At 67.5% G+C, this 15,611-nt stretch carries 21 protein-coding genes; 17 read left to right on the forward strand and 4 right to left on the reverse strand.

What is annotated here, in order from left to right; all coding sequences use genetic code 11:
• The first annotated feature begins 23 nt into the window (after positions 1-23).
• From WDJ58_RS09455 to WDJ58_RS09470, 4 genes are all read left to right on the forward strand, one after another.
• The gene (locus WDJ58_RS09455; protein ID WP_338917440.1) at positions 24-218 is read left to right on the forward strand and encodes a DUF7525 family protein; all 195 of its coding nucleotides are present in this window, start codon (positions 24-26) and stop codon (positions 216-218) included.
• Between the two features lie 77 nt (positions 219-295).
• Positions 296-520, forward strand: coding sequence for a DUF7123 family protein (locus WDJ58_RS09460; protein WP_338917441.1), 225 nt, complete (start codon positions 296-298; stop codon positions 518-520).
• A 29-nt stretch (positions 521-549) separates the two neighbouring features.
• A complete protein-coding gene (locus WDJ58_RS09465) occupies positions 550-981 on the forward strand; it encodes a CoxG family protein (protein ID WP_338917442.1) in 432 nt (143 codons plus the stop codon).
• On the forward strand, positions 981-1,808 hold the full coding sequence (locus WDJ58_RS09470; protein ID WP_338917443.1) for a nitrilase-related carbon-nitrogen hydrolase: 828 nt from the start codon (positions 981-983) through the stop codon (positions 1,806-1,808). The genes WDJ58_RS09465 and WDJ58_RS09470 overlap by 1 nt, the downstream gene beginning before the upstream one ends.
• 318 nt (positions 1,809-2,126) lie before the next feature.
• Here the strand turns inward: WDJ58_RS09470 and WDJ58_RS09475 are convergent, their stop codons facing one another.
• Positions 2,127-2,933, reverse strand: coding sequence for an RIO1 family regulatory kinase/ATPase (locus WDJ58_RS09475; protein ID WP_338917444.1), 807 nt, complete (start codon positions 2,931-2,933; stop codon positions 2,127-2,129).
• Between the two features lie 120 nt (positions 2,934-3,053).
• On the opposite strand from WDJ58_RS09475, the gene WDJ58_RS09480 reads away from it, so the two are divergent.
• The 4 genes from WDJ58_RS09480 (at position 3,054) to WDJ58_RS09495 (ending at position 6,101) form a co-directional block, all read left to right on the forward strand.
• Positions 3,054-3,299: a hypothetical protein gene (locus WDJ58_RS09480; protein WP_338917445.1), complete on the forward strand. Its 246-nt coding sequence runs from the start codon at positions 3,054-3,056 to the stop codon at positions 3,297-3,299.
• Between the two features lie 142 nt (positions 3,300-3,441).
• Positions 3,442-4,584, forward strand: a complete 1,143-nt coding sequence (locus WDJ58_RS09485) for an acyl-CoA dehydrogenase family protein (protein ID WP_338917446.1) — start codon at positions 3,442-3,444, stop codon at positions 4,582-4,584.
• Positions 4,585-5,089: 505 nt separating this feature from the next.
• Positions 5,090-5,773, forward strand: coding sequence for an endonuclease III (gene nth, locus WDJ58_RS09490; protein ID WP_338917447.1), 684 nt, complete (start codon positions 5,090-5,092; stop codon positions 5,771-5,773).
• Between the two features lies 1 nt (position 5,774).
• Positions 5,775-6,101, forward strand: a complete 327-nt coding sequence (locus WDJ58_RS09495) for a MazG-like family protein (protein WP_338917448.1) — start codon at positions 5,775-5,777, stop codon at positions 6,099-6,101.
• 38 nt (positions 6,102-6,139) lie between these two features.
• Here WDJ58_RS09495 and WDJ58_RS09500 read toward each other — a convergent pair whose 3' ends face one another.
• Positions 6,140-6,655: a DUF7321 family protein gene (locus tag WDJ58_RS09500; protein WP_338917449.1), complete on the reverse strand. Its 516-nt coding sequence runs from the start codon at positions 6,653-6,655 to the stop codon at positions 6,140-6,142.
• Positions 6,656-6,905: 250 nt separating this feature from the next.
• On the opposite strand from WDJ58_RS09500, the gene WDJ58_RS09505 reads away from it, so the two are divergent.
• The 9 genes from WDJ58_RS09505 to WDJ58_RS09545 all read left to right on the forward strand — a co-directional run bounded on the left by WDJ58_RS09505 (position 6,906) and on the right by WDJ58_RS09545 (position 13,133).
• Positions 6,906-7,646 (forward strand): NINE protein, encoded by a 741-nt coding sequence (locus WDJ58_RS09505; protein WP_338917450.1) that lies wholly within the window; start codon positions 6,906-6,908, stop codon positions 7,644-7,646.
• Between the two features lie 188 nt (positions 7,647-7,834).
• The gene (locus tag WDJ58_RS09510) at positions 7,835-8,659 is read left to right on the forward strand and encodes a DUF7319 domain-containing protein (protein WP_338917452.1); all 825 of its coding nucleotides are present in this window, start codon (positions 7,835-7,837) and stop codon (positions 8,657-8,659) included.
• Positions 8,660-8,886: 227 nt separating this feature from the next.
• Positions 8,887-9,447: a plastocyanin/azurin family copper-binding protein gene (locus WDJ58_RS09515; protein WP_338917453.1), complete on the forward strand. Its 561-nt coding sequence runs from the start codon at positions 8,887-8,889 to the stop codon at positions 9,445-9,447.
• Positions 9,447-9,836 (forward strand): DUF7318 family protein, encoded by a 390-nt coding sequence (locus tag WDJ58_RS09520; protein WP_338917454.1) that lies wholly within the window; start codon positions 9,447-9,449, stop codon positions 9,834-9,836. The genes WDJ58_RS09515 and WDJ58_RS09520 overlap by 1 nt, the downstream gene beginning before the upstream one ends.
• Entirely contained in the window at positions 9,836-10,675 is an 840-nt protein-coding gene (locus WDJ58_RS09525) for a ubiquinol-cytochrome c reductase iron-sulfur subunit (RefSeq protein ID WP_338917455.1), read from the forward strand. The genes WDJ58_RS09520 and WDJ58_RS09525 overlap by 1 nt, the downstream gene beginning before the upstream one ends.
• Positions 10,676-10,736: 61 nt before the next feature.
• Entirely contained in the window at positions 10,737-11,531 is a 795-nt protein-coding gene (locus WDJ58_RS09530) for a cytochrome b (RefSeq protein ID WP_338917456.1), read from the forward strand.
• Between the two features lie 4 nt (positions 11,532-11,535).
• Positions 11,536-12,318 carry a cytochrome bc complex cytochrome b subunit gene (locus tag WDJ58_RS09535; protein ID WP_338917457.1) on the forward strand — a complete coding sequence of 261 codons (783 nt, stop codon included), beginning with the start codon at positions 11,536-11,538 and terminating at the stop codon, positions 12,316-12,318.
• Positions 12,319-12,482: 164 nt separating this feature from the next.
• A complete protein-coding gene (locus WDJ58_RS09540; protein WP_338917458.1) occupies positions 12,483-12,845 on the forward strand; it encodes a DUF7315 family membrane protein in 363 nt (120 codons plus the stop codon).
• A gap of 9 nt (positions 12,846-12,854) precedes the next feature.
• Complete coding sequence (locus WDJ58_RS09545) at positions 12,855-13,133, forward strand: DUF7314 family protein (RefSeq protein WP_338917459.1); 279 nt, start codon at positions 12,855-12,857, stop codon at positions 13,131-13,133.
• A gap of 114 nt (positions 13,134-13,247) precedes the next feature.
• Here the strand turns inward: WDJ58_RS09545 and WDJ58_RS09550 are convergent, their stop codons facing one another.
• Together WDJ58_RS09550 and WDJ58_RS09555 are read right to left on the reverse strand one after the other, a co-directional pair.
• Positions 13,248-14,318, reverse strand: a complete 1,071-nt coding sequence (locus WDJ58_RS09550; RefSeq protein WP_338917460.1) for a M42 family metallopeptidase — start codon at positions 14,316-14,318, stop codon at positions 13,248-13,250.
• 115 nt (positions 14,319-14,433) lie between these two features.
• A complete protein-coding gene (locus WDJ58_RS09555; RefSeq protein ID WP_338917461.1) occupies positions 14,434-15,582 on the reverse strand; it encodes an acyl-CoA dehydrogenase family protein in 1,149 nt (382 codons plus the stop codon).
• Positions 15,583-15,611: the final 29 nt, after the last annotated feature.

Here is a 15,611-nt window from a genome sequence, read left to right on the forward strand (position 1 = left end):
TGCGTGGTGTCGGAGTCACGCGTATGGCCACGCAGACCGAAAGCGGGGGGGACATGTCCCTCGGGCTGACCCTCCTGTTCGGTACGCTCGGCGTGCTGGGGGCGTTCGGGATGTACCTGTTCGCGACGAGCGGTAACCAGGTCTCCTCGGGCTGGGCGTTCGCGATCGCCATGCTCGCCGCCGCCGTGCTCGTGACGGTCATCCACGTCTACGACTGACCCGGCGGCCCGCGTGGATAGGGCGCAGAACCACCGCCACGAGAACGGTTAAGAGCGTCCGTTCCCTATCACTGATCATGGGACAGTTCAGCGAGGAAGACGAGCGCATCCTGTCGTACCTGCGCGAGAGCGTGTCGGCCGGCGAGCGCTACTTCCGCGCGAAGAACATCGCCGAGCGGGTGGGGCTGACCGCGAAGCAGGTCGGCGCTCGGCTCCCCCGTCTCGCCGAGGAGTCCGACGACGTCGACATCGAGAAGTGGGGTCGCGCCCGCTCGACCACCTGGCGGGTCACTCCGCAGTAACTATTCCACCTCGGCCCGTTGGTTCCGCTATGACCGCCAGAGTCGAGCGAACCTTCGAGTTCGACGCCCCCCGCGAGGACGTCTGGGCGTTCATCGTCGACCCGGAGAAACGCGCCCGCCCGATAAGCGTCGTCGACGAGTTCGAAGTGACCGGCGAGCGGACCGCCCGGTGGCACGTCCGGCTGCCGATCCCCCTCGTCAATCGGACCATCGCGGTCGACACCGAGGACGAGACGGTCGAGCCCCCCGAATTCGTCAGGTTCGTCGGTCGGTCGAAGGTGTTCCGTGTCGTCGGCGAGCACGAGCTGACCGAGCTCGACGACGGACGGACGAGCCTCCGCAATCGCTTCACGGTCGACGGGCGCGTGCCCGGCGTCGAGCGGTTCTTCGAGAAGAACCTCGACGAGGAACTCGAGAACCTGAAGGCGGCTATCGCATCCGACCTCGGCATCGAGGCCTGATGCGGGTCGTCTGTGCACAGATCGAGGTGATCGGCGGCGACCTCGCCGGAAACGTCGACCGGGCGACGGAGGCGATCGAGGACGCCGCGGCCGACGACGCCGACCTCGTCGTCCTCCCGGAGCTGTTCACCGTCGGCTACTTCTCGATCGACTCGTTCGCCCGCCGGGCGGAGTCGCTCGCCGGCCCGACGCTCACCCGACTCGCGGCCGCGGCCGCGAGCCACGGGGTCGCCCTCCTCGCCGGAACGTTCGTCGAGGACCTCGCGGCGACCGCGGCGGAGACGGAGGCCCCGATCCCCGAGGCCGACGGACTCGCCAACACGGCCGTCCTGTTCGACGCCGAAGGGGAGCGCCGGGCGGTCTCCCGGCGGTCCGATCTGCCGGGCTACGGCACGGGGAGCGGTGGGGCGGGGACGGCGTCGCCGGGCGTCGCGACCCTCCAGTTCGGCGAGGAGTCGGTGACGGTCGGTCTGACGACGGGTGCCGACCTGTGGTCCCCGGGGATCTACCGTGACCTGGCCGACCGCGGCTGTGAACTCGTCTGTGTCCCCGCCGCGTGGCCGTACCCCCACGTCGAACAGTGGCGGGTCCTCGGGCGGGCTCGTGCCGTCGAGAACGGCTACTACCTCGCGGCGGCCAACGGCTCGGGGGAGTCCGACGAGGCGACGCTCCTCGGGCGGTCGGCGGTGTACGACCCGCGGGGAACGCCGCTTTCAAGCGCCGGTGACGACCCCGCGCTGGTGCGTGCGACACTGGGCCCGGCGAGCGTCGAGCGGGTTCGCGACACCTCCCCCGCGTCCCACCGTCATCGCCCCGACCGAAGTTGAGGCCTCACCCCGGTGCGGTCGGCGTATTCAAGCCGAGGGTTTATATCGGGGGGCGTCGAACGAACTGATGCCGACGCGACGCTTTTCTCGTCGCAGAGGCAATCAACACGCCGCGCCACATCACGCCGGGTCGCCCGGTACCCGGCAAGGCTCCCGTCCCGGGCCTCCCGCTCGCCTTTCGTACACTTCTCGACCGGACAGCGACGCCCCCGCCCGTTTCGTCGTTACGGGCCAGCGGTCCCCGACCGTCGAACCGGTTCCCCGGCCACGCGGTCGCCGATCGTGACGCGCGTTTCACGCGATCGTGGTTCCGTTCCGTCACTCCGCCGTCGCCGCGACCTTCTCGATCTCGCCGCGGACGGCGCTCCCGTCGAACGCGAGGTCGGGACGGAGGTTGACGAACCCGAGGAACGTCCGGGCGCGGAGGAGGTCGGCGGGATCGTAGTGGGCGAGCGCCGCGTCGACGGCCGCCCGGGCTCCCACGTGTGGGGCCAGCGATCCGAGCGCACAGGCGAGGTCGTACGCCCGGGCGTCCTCGACCGCCCGGGGGTCGACGCTCGTGGCGTCGATGAAGTAGGGTACCCCGTCGAGGACGAGGACGTTCTCGCCCCGGAGGTCGCCGTGGGCGAGACCGGCGGCGTGCATCCGCGCGAGCGAGTCGAACACCTGCGGGGCGACGACCTCCGCGGTCCCCCGGTCGAGCGCCGGGAGCGGTCGGAACCCCCCCAGGTACTCGAGGACGACCACGCCGTGACCCAGGTGTTCGAACGCCTCGACCGGTTCGGGCGCGGCGACGCCGATCTCGCGTATCCGGCGGGTCGCCTCGAGCTCGTGGACCGCCATCTCGTAGGGTGTCTCGAGGTGCTCGAAGAAGCCCGGAACGCCCGAGGAGAGCGCCCCGAGGTTCCGCCCGGTCGTCATGAGCCCGTGGAGCAGTGCGTGCGTCTCCGAGATGACCTTCAGGAACCACCGGTCGGCCACCACGCAGGGCACCGATAGCCAGTTGTCCGCTTCGAGGAACTCCACCCTGACCGCCTCGAGGCCGTACCGGTCGGCGAACTCCCGGAACACCTCCTCGAGATCGTCCTGGGGGACGGTCCTGCGCAGCAGCCGGCGGACGGACATCTACCGTGTGTGGGCGTCCCACGGATATGACCGTTCGGGCCGGGTCACGTCTGCGGCCGCCGCTCGGATACGGAGCACGGGCCGGGGTTTATATAGCGAACTCACCGAGAAACACGGGAGATGGGGTCGTGGATCGGGTACCTGTGGTCGGCCGCCGGGGTGTCGCTCGTGTTCGGGGGGACGCTCCAGGCGTTCGCCAGTATGGGCGCACTGATGGCCGTCCTCTCGTGGGCGATGGTCGCCCTGCTCGGCACCTTCGTCGCCGTCACGGGGGCGAGGCGGGTGATGGCCGCCTCCGACGCCGACGGACGGGCGGACCCCGAGAAGGCGCTCGGGAAGGTCGACTCGCGGTTCGGCCGGCGCTGACTCCGAGAGCCGACGATCGGGCCGACCCCCGGTGGATCGTACTGTCGGCCGTAACGACGTGGAGGGGTTCACTCCGGGGAGACGAACGCCTCGCAGGGCTTGCGTCCGACAGTATTATCGCTCTCTGAGCGAACGGACGGACATGGACTTCGGCCTGCCCAGCGAGCACCGGATGATCCGGGACACGGTCCGGGAGTTCGCCGAGGCGGAGATCGAGCCGATCGCCCAGGAGATCGAGGACGAGCACCGCTTCCCGGCGGAGGTGTTCGAGGAGCTGGGCGGGCTCGACCTGATGGGCGTGCCGATCGCGGAGGAGTACGGCGGCGCGGGCGGCGATCAGCTGATGTACGCCCTCGTCACCGAGGAGCTCGGGCGGGTCTCGGGTTCGATCGGGCTCTCGTACGCGGCGCACACCTCGCTTGGGACCAAGCCGATCGAGGCCTTCGGGACCGAGGCCCAGAAGGAGGAGTGGCTGACCCCGCTCGCTCGCGGCGAGGGGATCGCGGCGTGGGCGCTCACCGAGCCCGGGAGCGGCTCCGACGCCTCGAACATGGACACGGTGGCCGAAAAGGACGGCGACGAGTGGGTGATCAACGGGACGAAGCAGTTCATCACGAACGCGAACGTCGCCCGGTCGATACTGGTGAAGGCGGTCACCGACCCGGGTGCGGGGTACGACGGCATCTCGACGTTCATCGTCGACCCGAAGAACGACGACGGGTTCGAGGTCTCGACCGTGTGGGAGAAGATGGGGTTGAACGCCTCGCCGACCTGCGAACTCCAGTTCGACGACCTCCGAATCCCGGAAGACCGCCTGCTCGGCGAGGTGGGGGAGGGTTGGGAGCAGACGATGAAGACTCTCGAAGGGGGACGCATCTCGATCGCCGCGCTCTCGACCGGCCTCGCGCAGGGTGCCTACGAGGCCGCGAAGCGGTACGCCGGCGACCGCGAGCAGTTCGGGCAACCGATATCCAAGTTCGACGCGATACGGGACAAGATCGTCTCGATGGACCGGAAGATCGAGCGGGCGCGACTCCTCACGCACAAGGCCGCCTGGGCGTACGACGAGGGGATGGACACCACCCGGATCTCCTCGCTCGCGAAGCTCGATGCAAGCGAGGTCTCGCGGGAGGTCGCCGAGGACGCCGTCCAGGTTCTCGGTGGGTACGGCTACACCGAGGACTTCTCCCCCCAGCGGTTCTACCGCGACGCGAAGCTCATGGAGATCGGCGAGGGGACCAGCGAGATACAGCACGTCGTCCTCGGCCGGCAGCTCGGTCTGTAGGCGGGGGCGAGTCCCGCCCACGGATTCCGGCGTGTCGGAACCGAAGCGCTCACCCCTCCGTGGCCTCCTCCGTCCCGCGCCGCTCGCGCCACTCCGCGGCGAGCAGGCCGTAGACGAGCACGTCGACGCGCTCGCCACGGGGAAAGACCGGACCTAGCATGGTCGAGCGTGGCACGCGAGCGATTTGAGCCTGTCCCGACAGTATCACGGCGTGTCACGATCGCCAGAAGGTGTTTACCGGGCGAGCGAGCAGTGGGGACGCGGGCCAACCCGGGTAGGGGTCGGCCCGCAACCCTTCGATGGCGTCCGGTCGCCGGATCGAACGTGACCCTCGACGGGAGGTGAACGCTCGGTCGATCGTCCCCCGGGAACGATACCGCCAGTCGACCGACCGCCCTCCGAGGAGCGACGGACGCCGGATCGAGCGACCAGCCCCCGATACGGGGATCCTCGTCGAACTGGCGGGGTTCGACACGGTGAAGGGGCGTCCGGGCGGCCGTCGGGTATGGGTACGCCGCTCGACTCCCGTGAGGCACAGGCCGACGAGGTGGTCCACCGGCTCTACGACCGCTACCCGGAGCCCGATATCTCGCTCGACTTCTCGAACCGGCTCGAACTGCTGGTGGCGGTGGTGCTCTCGGCACAGTGTACGGACGAGCGCGTGAACGGGACCACCCCCGAACTCTTCGAGAAGTACTCGACGGCTGCCGACTACGCCGCGGCCGACGAGGGGGAACTCGCCGAGGACATCTACGGGATCACGTTCCACAACAGCAAGGCCGGCTACCTGAAGGGGATCGGGGAGATACTGGTCGAGGAACACGACGGCGAGGTGCCCGACTCGATGTCGGCGCTGACCGACCTCCCGGGCGTGGGCCGGAAGACTGCGAACGTCGTCCTCCAGCACGGCCACGAGGTCGTCGAGGGAATCGTCGTCGACACGCACGTGAAGCGGCTCTCCCGGCGGCTCGGACTCACGGAGGAGGAGCGGCCCGAGCGGATCGAGGAGGATCTGATGGAAGTCGTCCCCGACTCCGAGTGGAAGGAGTTCACCCACCTGCTCATCAGCCACGGCCGGGAGACCTGTACCGCGCGGAACCCCGACTGTGCCGACTGCACCCTGGAAGATATCTGTCCCTCCTCGAAGCTCGATCACGACGTCGACCTCGCCAGCGGCGAGGCGTGGTAGGATGGACGAACAGGACCGCGTCGCGGCGTTCATCGAGGCCCACGGCCTGCACGCGCCCCCGGCCTACCGGCTCCTCGACCTCGCTTCCGAGGTGGGCGAGCTCGCCAAGGACGCGAACGACTCCACCAGCTACGGGATCGATCCCGGGTCACTGTCGGTCGGCGAGGACGAACTCGGGGACGCGCTGTTCGCGCTGCTGGCGTTCGCCGAGTCGATGGACGTCGACGCCGGGGACGCACTCGACACCGCTCTCGCGAAGTACGAGCGACGTATCGAGTCGTCCGGTGCCCCCGGCTCGGACGTCGAGCGGTCGCCGGACGGCGGCTGATCGGTCCTCCGTCCCGGTATCGGCGGATGGCTCCCCGATCAGAGCACGTATACCGTCACGAACCGCGAGAGGCCGGTGATCCACGCGAGGATCCAGAACAGGGTGTAGCCGAAGACGCCGACGCGGAGCCGTCGACGCCAGAACCGCATGTTCTCGTCGCCGATCTCGTCGAGCAGGACGTCCTCGTCGTAGTCGTGGTAGAGGTCGTGCTGCCACTTCGCGCGGAAGATGCGGACGATCCCCGTGAACCCGAACGCGAGCATCGCGTAGGCCTGCAGCCCCAGGAAGGCGTGGACGATGGCGTACCCACCGAGCTGACCCGGGTGGCCCCAGAAGCCGAACAGCCGCGGGGCCATCCAGAGCACGAGCGGCGTAGTCGTAAGCGTCAGCCCGGTGAAGATGAATCTGAGGTGGTAGGTCAGCACGTCCCAGGTGACGGCCTCGGCGTCGATCATGATCCACGCGCCGTAGAGGAAACACGGGAGTGCGAGCGTGACGGCGACGGCGACGAGCGCGGCGACGGAACCGTCGGAGAGCCCGAGGGGACCGACCATCCCCCGTGGGTAGTCGTGGGGGACGCTTGAGGGTGCCGAAAGCGGGTGGTGGGTTGGAAAGGGTTCCGAACCGGAACGCCAAACGAGCCCGCTAGCCGGGACCACGAAAGGGCCACTCCTTCGTTCCAACTATGATTCGGACAGGAGGTGCCGTCCGCCGAGCGACATCCATCAAGAAGTTTGGCATATCAACAACAGTGGTAATCTGGCAGCGTATGAAGTACGCAGGTGCGAGAAACTGAAGATAGCCGTGAGCCCATCAAAATACCCGAAGAAGAGCAGAACTGTCGCGATACTATTGGCTGTCTTTGTGGGCGTCTTCGGGGTCCACAAGTTCTACCTGGGTGACCTGAAACGTGGCGCACTATATCTGGTGTTCTGCTGGACGACTGTTCCGTGGTTTCTCGGGTTCTACGATGCATACAAGTACGCGACCACTCCGGAGGAGTTCGAGACCGGGAGTATCCAAGGCTCCGATCCTTCCGGAGTAGATAGCAGATCGGCCGGGCCGTCTGAGGCCACCGCACCGCTGGACGATGCGGTCATGTCCGTTGAAGGAGCGAACGGTATGGTTACCCTCTACGAGGACCGCCTTGAACTGTCGCGGGAGGGTATCGGAATGCTGCACAAGATGCAGCACGGATTCAAAGGGGACAAAGAGATCCCGTACGAGTCCATTACGAGCGTTCAGCTCCGGAAACCGTCGTCGGTGACACGGGGGTATATTCAGTTCGGCCAGAGCGGGTTCTCCGAGAGTGATGACGGGCTTCTAGATGCAACTTCCGACGAAAACACAGTCCTGTTCGACAAGGGATCGCTGAGCGAATTCGAGGAGCTGAGAACCGAGCTTCGAAAGCTGAAGAACGGTGATGTCGAGGAATCCACCGGAACCATGGACGGAGCGATGGAGAAACTTCGGAACAGGTACGCGGAGGGGGAGATCGACGAGGAGGAGTACGAACAGCGCAAGGAAATACTCCAGCAGGGATAGCGGCTTCTCTGAGGAAGCGGAGATCTGCCGTCTCTTCCTTCCGTATCGGCGAAATCTCTCGGTCGGATGCCATCGAAGCCTTCTCTACGTTGAGCGGATGCTCCTACGGACGAACGCCGTCGGCAGGCCCCGGCGACGGTCGACTCCGACCGTCACCCTAACAGTGCTTCCCGCCCAACCCTCACCCCATGAGCGACTCCTCGGACGAGCAGGCTCACGCGCGAGAGGAGCCCGAGGGCTCGGCAGAGCGCGAACCCACCGAGGGGGCCGACGCGCAGGAGCTCACCACCGAGGAGCTCCGAGCACAGGTCGAGGAGAAGTACGACTTCGAGAACTTCGGGCCGGCCCAGATGGCCGAGATGAGCGCCCAGGAGTGGGACGCCGCGTTCGACCTCGACACCTGGATCACCGGCTCCGAGTTACTCGACCGGCTGGAAGCCGACGTGAAACACCGGGTGCTCACCCGCGACGTCTTCGCGCGGGTCGAGCGCATCGAGGACCCGGACCGGCTCGTCGCCTACTCCGACGAGGGGTACGCCGTCGTCTACCCCGACGGGAGCGTCGAGGGCTCGGGCACGGTCCTGCGGGACGTCAAGCCCCTGATCGCGCTCTGCTCGATGGAGGAGTACGACCCCCCGGAGATGCCGGAGGGCGACCTGCTCCCCGATCCGATGGAGGTCCCCGAGGGGAGCGGTGAGTTCGGCAACCTGATGGTCCAGATCATCGCGGGGGCGCAGGTGCTCGCGGGGCTCGGCCTGTTCGGCGCGTTCCTGCTGCTCGACGGCGGTCCCGTCGTCCTCGTCGCGGGACTGGGCTTCCTGTTCATCGGGATCACGCTGTTCGTCGCCGTGGCGAACGCCAGGCTCTCCGACAGGTTCCGGGCGGAGGAGTACCGCAACCGGCTCCGGGCGATCGGGTTCGAGTCGGACGAACGCCCGGAGTGGCTCCCCCCCGAGGTGGAGTTCGAGCCCGACGGCGAGCTCGAGGAGACGCCGGACGGCGAGACGGCCTGATACGGACGGTTGTAACGATTTACCGGTGACCGCCCGGACGGGGTCGGCGGTCACCGGTAAAAGACTACAACCGTCCGTATGACCCCCTGGCGCGGACGAGCCCGTCTACCGGGCGTGAACTGGGCCGTTTCGGAACGGTCGGGAGCCGCCGGAAAGACGGCGAGGGGTCGACGACGGCACCGCGTTCGGAGGCTTTATGACTGGCGGACTCCGATTCCCGGGTGTATATGAACAGACGGGAGTTCATGCGGACGGCCGGTGGGGCCACGGCCGCCACCGCTGCCGCCGCCACGAGCACGGCTGGGACGGCCGCCGCCCAGTCCGGCAAGACGGTCGCCGTCGGCCCCGGCGGGAACCTCGTGTACGAACCAGCGACCGTCTACGCCACGCCCGGGACGACGATCACGTGGGAGTGGGAGTCGGACACCCACAATATCGTCGTCGAGGACCAGCCCGAGGGCGCGAACTGGGAGGGTACCGAGGGGAGCGCCACCACCGTCTACGACACCGGACACACGTACGAGCACACCTTCGAGACGATGGGGACGTACACGTACTACTGCCAGCCCCACCGCACCTCGGGGATGGTCGCGGAGGTCATCATCAACGAGAGCGGGCAGGCCCCCGGCGGTGGCGGCGAGGAGGTTGACCCCGAGCATATGGGCGTCCCGATCCAGGCCCACTTCGTCGGCATCGCGACCATCCTCGCCATCATCGTGTCGATGGTGTTCACGTTCTTCATGCTGAAGTACGGCGAGTCGCCACACGCGAGCGGAGGGAACAACTGATGAGCTCCTCCGGCAACAACACCTACGGTGCCATCCACCGGTACGAACCCCCGCGCGAGTCGACCGCGGCGCTCATCGCCATCGTCCTGCTGACGGTGGTCGAGGTGGTGTTCGTCGGGATGTTCACCTACGGACTGGTGGCCGGCTGGGGGCTCTCTGAGTTCGGTAACATGTTCCTCGGCGGGCTGCTGGCGGTCATCTTCGTCGACCTCGCGTTCATCCTCCTGCTCTACCGCAAGGAGTTCCTGCCGGACGTGATGATCGTCAAGAAGCGCCGGCGCAAGTGGGAGGACCTCTACATCCAGGAGGACCAGATGGAGGGCACCGAGATCGGCGGCGACGCCTGGGAGAACATCAAGCGGGCGGTCTACCCCTACTACAAGAAATAATGCCAGAAGACTCAGACAAGTATCCGACCGAGAGCGGTCGGCGGCGGTTCGTGAAGGGTGTCGTCGGGAGCGCGACGCTCGCGAGCGTCGGAACGGGCGCGGCGGCGGCCGTCGGCTCCGCGACGTCGGCGACGGGTGCCGGCGGCGGCCTGACCCAGTTCTTCGCCATCGAGAACACCGACGGGCCGGCCCCCCGCGGGATGCCCCTCATCCCCATCGAGGTTCAGGGCGGGGAGCTGGTTGGTCTCTTCCCCGACAACATCGAGGACGGGGTCGCCCAGATGCAGATCGCCGGGCAGACCTACTCCTCGGCGTGGTTCCAGTACTGCGGCGTCCAGACGTACGCCGGGGTTCAGCCGGGAACCGACCAGGACAACACCTTCCGTGCCGCGAGCGGTGCCCCCTACGCCTGGATGGAGGACATCGAGGCCGGTACGCCCCTCACGGTGGACATGTTCTCCGACTACGAGGAGTGGAGTAACGGCATCGGACGCGGCGGCATGGGCAAGCCGGCGATGGCGTCGTGGCGCTCACAGGACGTCTCGCCCCAGGAGACGCTGGTCGCACAGGTACTCCGGTCAGAGCGGATACAGGAGCTCCGGGAGGACCCGCCGGAGGGGGCGAACGGCGACTTCATCCGCGCGGTGACGACCGAGGACGGGTTCATCGCGTGGCTGAACAAGTGCACGCACTTCTGCTGCGTGCCGGGGTTCAAGTCCATCGCCGGCTCCGCCGCCTTCGGCGCGGAGGACCGCGTCTACTGCCAGTGTCACCAGTCGGTGTACAACCCGTTCAGCATCGTCCAGGGGCAGTTCGTTGCCCTGCCGCGTCCGGAGTGAATAAGACAGTGCAGCCCAACTACTACACGACGGCGGCGGGAACGGATTCGAGAGGAGCACGATGAGCCTGGAACCCAAGGACGAACACGACCACGGGGCGTGGATGAAGGAGAAGGACCTGACACCGGTCGAGACGACCTTCCTGACGGTCCTGATCTGGCTCGACCAGCGGCTCCGCATCGTTGACTACCTCGAGATCCTCGAGGATCTCTACTACAAGGTCAACATGCAGATGCCCAAGAGCCACACCGAGCAGTACAACCTGGACAACAAGTTCTGGTACTGGTACCCGCTCTACGCACTCGGTTCGTTCTCGACCATCGCGTACGTCGTGGCGGCCATCTCCGGGGCGTTGCTCGGGTTCTACTACTCGCCGGCGACCACCGGGGACCCCTCGACGGCCTACAACTCCATCACGTTCATCATGACGGAGCTTCGCTTCGGGTTCTTCCTGCGGAGCCTCCACCGGTGGTCCGCCCAGGTGATGGTCGCGGCGGTGTTCCTCCACATGCTCCGGGTCTACTTCACCGGCGCGTACAAGGAGCCCCGTGAACTCAACTGGATCATCGGCATCGTGCTCATCTCGCTGACGATGGTGTTCGGCTACACCGGCTACCTGCTCCCGTGGGACCAGCTGGCGTACTGGGCCGGCCAGATCGGCGTCGAGATGAGCCTCTCGATCCCGTTAGCAGGCGAGTGGGTCGCACAGCTACTGTTCGGCGGGTTCACGCTGAGTCAGAGCACGCTCCAGCGGATGTACATCCTGCACGTGTTCTTCCTGCCGTTCATCGCGACGGCGGTCATCGCCATCCACATCGGCATCGTCTGGATGCAGGGCATCGCGGAACCGCACTGATACCATGAACGAGAACGACAACACCGAGACGGACGGAGGCGAGGACGTCGCTACCGACGGTGGCGGCACCGGCATCGTCGCGCCGGACGACGAGACCCCGACGTGGCGCGAGCGCAAGGAGCGCAAGCAGGGGCTCTCCCGGCTGACCTACGAGTACTTCGAGCGCGCCAGGCGCGAGGACCAGGACCTGCGGATGGAGTCGGACTACGTCGAGCGGGACGTGCTGGCGTTCCCGGCGTGGCCCCACGAGATGGTCCGAAACCTCGCGCTCACGAGCTTCTTCACCGGGATGATGATCTTCCTGGCGGCGGCGCTCCCGCCGCATATCGGCGCGCCGGCCAACCCCTCCTCGACCCCGGCGATCATCCTGCCGGACTGGTATCTCTACTGGTCGTTCGGGCTGCTGAAGCTCGGGCCGCTCAACCCCGACCTCGCGCTGCTCGGCGGGTCGAAACTGATGGCCGACCGGACCTACGGCGTGGTGGCGAACCTCGTCGTCGTCGGGTTCATCGCCATCGTCCCGTTCCTCAACAAGGGGAGCGCCCGCCGGCCCGTCGAGCAGCCGTTCTGGGCGGCGGTCGGCGTCTTCGGCGTCATCTTCGCCCTGACGATCAGCGCGCTGTCGGTCAAGAACCTCCTCCCGATGGACTCGCACCTGCTGTTCGACCTGACGTTCCTGCTGCCGTTCGTGGGGGGGTTCATCGCCTACGCGCTGCTGAAGTCGATGCGCGAGGGGTACATGTTCGAGCTCAACCGGCGGTACTACCGGCTCCGGCCGCCGAAGTAGCGTCGTCGGCGCTCGGATTCGTTCCACATCCTTTCGGTCCGTCCTTCGACTTCCGCTCTCCGGCTCCCGGCTACCCGCCCGGTTCCATCCTCCGAATCCCCTTTCGATTCACGCCGAGCGCCGCAAGCGGCGGAGTGAAGTCGCTCCCGGCCGAAGGGCGACCGATGACCGAGGGCGACACCGAGCGGACCGTCTCGACCGTGCGGGACGACCCATCGAACGCCCCGGCCGACGGGGACGCCGACCCGGAGACGGGAACGGATCCGCGGGGGCGCGACGTCGAGGTCCCGTTCGAGGTGTACAAGGCCGTGACCGTCTTCTCGACGCTGTTCGCCGTCGGCGCGGTCGTCGTCGGGTTCGTCCTGGTCGACTGGGGGACCGACCGGGCGACCGCCGACCTCCCCGACGTGAACGTCGCGATCACGCTGGCGGGACTCGCGAGTATCGCGCTCGGTGCCGCGACCTACGCCTTCTCCACCCGATTCCGGGCCTCGGGAATGGGAAACGCTAAGGACGACGCGGACTGAGATCCGGTAATGGCAGACGAGTTCATCAAGGGACTCGGCATCCTCGTCACCGCCGGCCTCGGGTGGATGACCCTCGCGGGCTGGTACCGCACGCCCGGCTTCGAGGACACACAGCTCATCGCCCCGCCGGAGCTGTCTGACCCGACCATCTACGACCAGCTCGGACTCCTGACGATGGACGTCCTGTTCTGGTTCGCCATCCTCGGGGCGCTCACCTTCTGGGTCGTCGTCCCGGGCTACCGGGAGGCGAGGCGGGCCTACGAGAGCCGCCGCCAGAACGAGACGTAGGAACCGCTCTCGAGGTTCCGGGCGTCCCCGGCCGCCCCACCGGAGCTCACTACCGGTTCCGAGACGGTCGAGTTCGCCCGTTGCCTCCCGGCGGCTCCGGTCCCGATAGCTCCGTTACGGCGTGTAATCGGTCGACCCATCCTCGCTCTCGAGGAATGCGGTCAGGAGGTCGGTCGTGGCCGTGACGTCGTCGACGTGGGCGCTCTCGGTGACGGTGTGGAGGTAGCGCGTCGGGATCGAGAGCGCGCCGGCGGGGGTCGCCCCGCCGGCCCGCTGGAGGTTTGCGGTGTCCGTTCCGCCGGAGGGGAGTATCTCGAACTGGTGGTCGATGTCGGCGTCCTCCGCGACCTCCCGGAGCCGTCGGTTCACCTTCGGGTTCGTGATGACCGAGCCGTCTTTGAGCTTGATCGCGGCCCCCTCGCCCAGTCGCGTGACCTGGTCGCCGTCCTCGAACCCGGGGACGTCGTTGGCGACGGTGACGTCGAGCGCGAGAGCGAGGTCGGGGTCGAGGTCGCCGCCGAGCGCCTCCGCCCCGCGCAGGCCGACCTCCTCCTGCGTCGTCGCGGCGAAGTGGACGGTCACGTCGGGGTCCTCCAGCTCCCGGGCGGCCTCGAGCATCGCGAACACGCAGACGCGGTCGTCGAGCGCCTTGCCGTTGACGTGGTTCCCCACGATCTCGGTGGTCTGGCGCATCGTCACGAGGTCGCCGACGCTCACCAGCTCCGAGACCGCCTCGCCGTCACGGCACATGTCGACGTAGACGTCGTGGACCTCCCGGTCCGACTCGTCGTCGTCATCGTCGTCCTGGGTGTGCGGCGGGACCGACCCGATGACGCCCGTGAGTTCGCCCTGCTGGGTGTGGACGGCGACGCGCTGGGCGCGGAGGACGCGCGGGTCCCACCCGCCGAGGGCGTCGAGCTGGAGGAACCCCTCGTCGGTGACGTGCCGGACCATGAACCCGATCTCGTCGAGGTGGGCGGCGACGACGACCGAGTAGTCCGAGTCGCCCTCGACCGTCCCGACGACGTTCCCCATCGCGTCGGTCCGGACCTCGTCGGTGCACTCTTCGAGCGCCTCGGTGACGAGCCCGCGGATCCGGTCCTCGTAGCCGGGCGGCCCGTGAAACTCGGTCAGGTCCCGGAGCAGGTCGAAGTCGAACGGTAGCTCGCGGTCCTCGAAGGACATACCTTCGAGTGGGTGCGTCCAGCGTCAAAAGCGGTCCGAACTGACCGAACGGGCCGGTGTCGGCCGGGCCACGGTGCCCTGGACCCCCGCGAGGATCCTACTGCTATCGCTACTGCTACTGCTGGTTGTAGATGAGGTTGCGCTGGATGTCGTTCGCGCCCTCGTAGATGACGGGGATGCGGACGTCGCGGTAGACCCGCGCGATGCGGCGGTCGGCGAGGACCGAGCGGCCGCCGTGGAGCGTCATGGCGTCCTCGGCGCACTTCGTGGCGGCCTCGGTCGAGTTCGTCTTCGCCATCGCCGCCCAGAGGCCGGGGCGCTCGTCGTTGGCCACCTTCTCCGCGGCCCGCCAGTTCAGCGCCCGGGCGCTCTCGAACGCCATCCGCATGTCCGCGAGCTTGTGCTGGACGGTCTGGAACTCCGAGACCCCGCGCCCGAACGCCTCGCGGTCGTGGACGAACGACCAGGCCTCCTCGATGGCCGCCGCCGCCAGGCCGAGCCCGTGTCCGCCCACGACCACGCGGCCGTGGTTGAAGAACTCCGCGAGCATCCAGAAGCCCGCGCCCTCGGGACCGATGCGGTTCTCCTCGGGAACCCGCATCCCGTCGAACTCGATGTGGGCCTGCTTGGAGGCGCGCATCGCCATCTTCTCCGGGATATGCTCGGCGTCGTACCCCTCCAGATCCGTGGGAACGATGAACATCGAGAAGTTCCCGTAGCGGTTGTCCGGGTCGTCACCGGTCTTCGCGTACAGCGTGACCCAGTCGGCCTCGACGCCGTTCCCGATCCAGTACTTCTCCCCGTCGACGACGTACTCGTCGCCCTCCTTGCGTGCGGTGGTCGACATCCCCGCGAGATCGGAGCCGGTCTGGGGCTCGGAGACGGCCAGGCCCGTGATCTGCTCGTTCTCCGCGACCGGCCGGAGGTACTCCTCCCTCTGTTCGTCGTCGCCGTGCTCCTCGAGCATCTCGGCACCGAACGATGCCAGCTGGAGGGTGAGCGCGATGCCGGCGTCGGCCCGGTAGAACTCCTCGGCGATCGCGAGTATCTCGTAGAGGTCGAGCCCGCGACCGCCGTACTCCTCGCCGATGTCCTGGGCGACGAGCCCGGCGTCCATCCCGGCCTCGAGGATGTCCCACGGGTACTCCCCCGAACGGTAGTACTCCTCGGCCGCGGGTGTGATGTACTCTTCGGCGAACTCACGAGCCTCGCGCTTGACGCCCCGGGCGTGTTCCGGGACGACACTCTCCTCGAACAGTTCCATACCTCCGATCGAGGGGCGAGCCTCTTATG

Source organism: Salinirubellus litoreus (genome assembly GCF_037335815.1).
GTDB classification, from domain to species: Archaea; Halobacteriota; Halobacteria; order Halobacteriales; family Haloarculaceae; genus Salinirubellus; species Salinirubellus litoreus.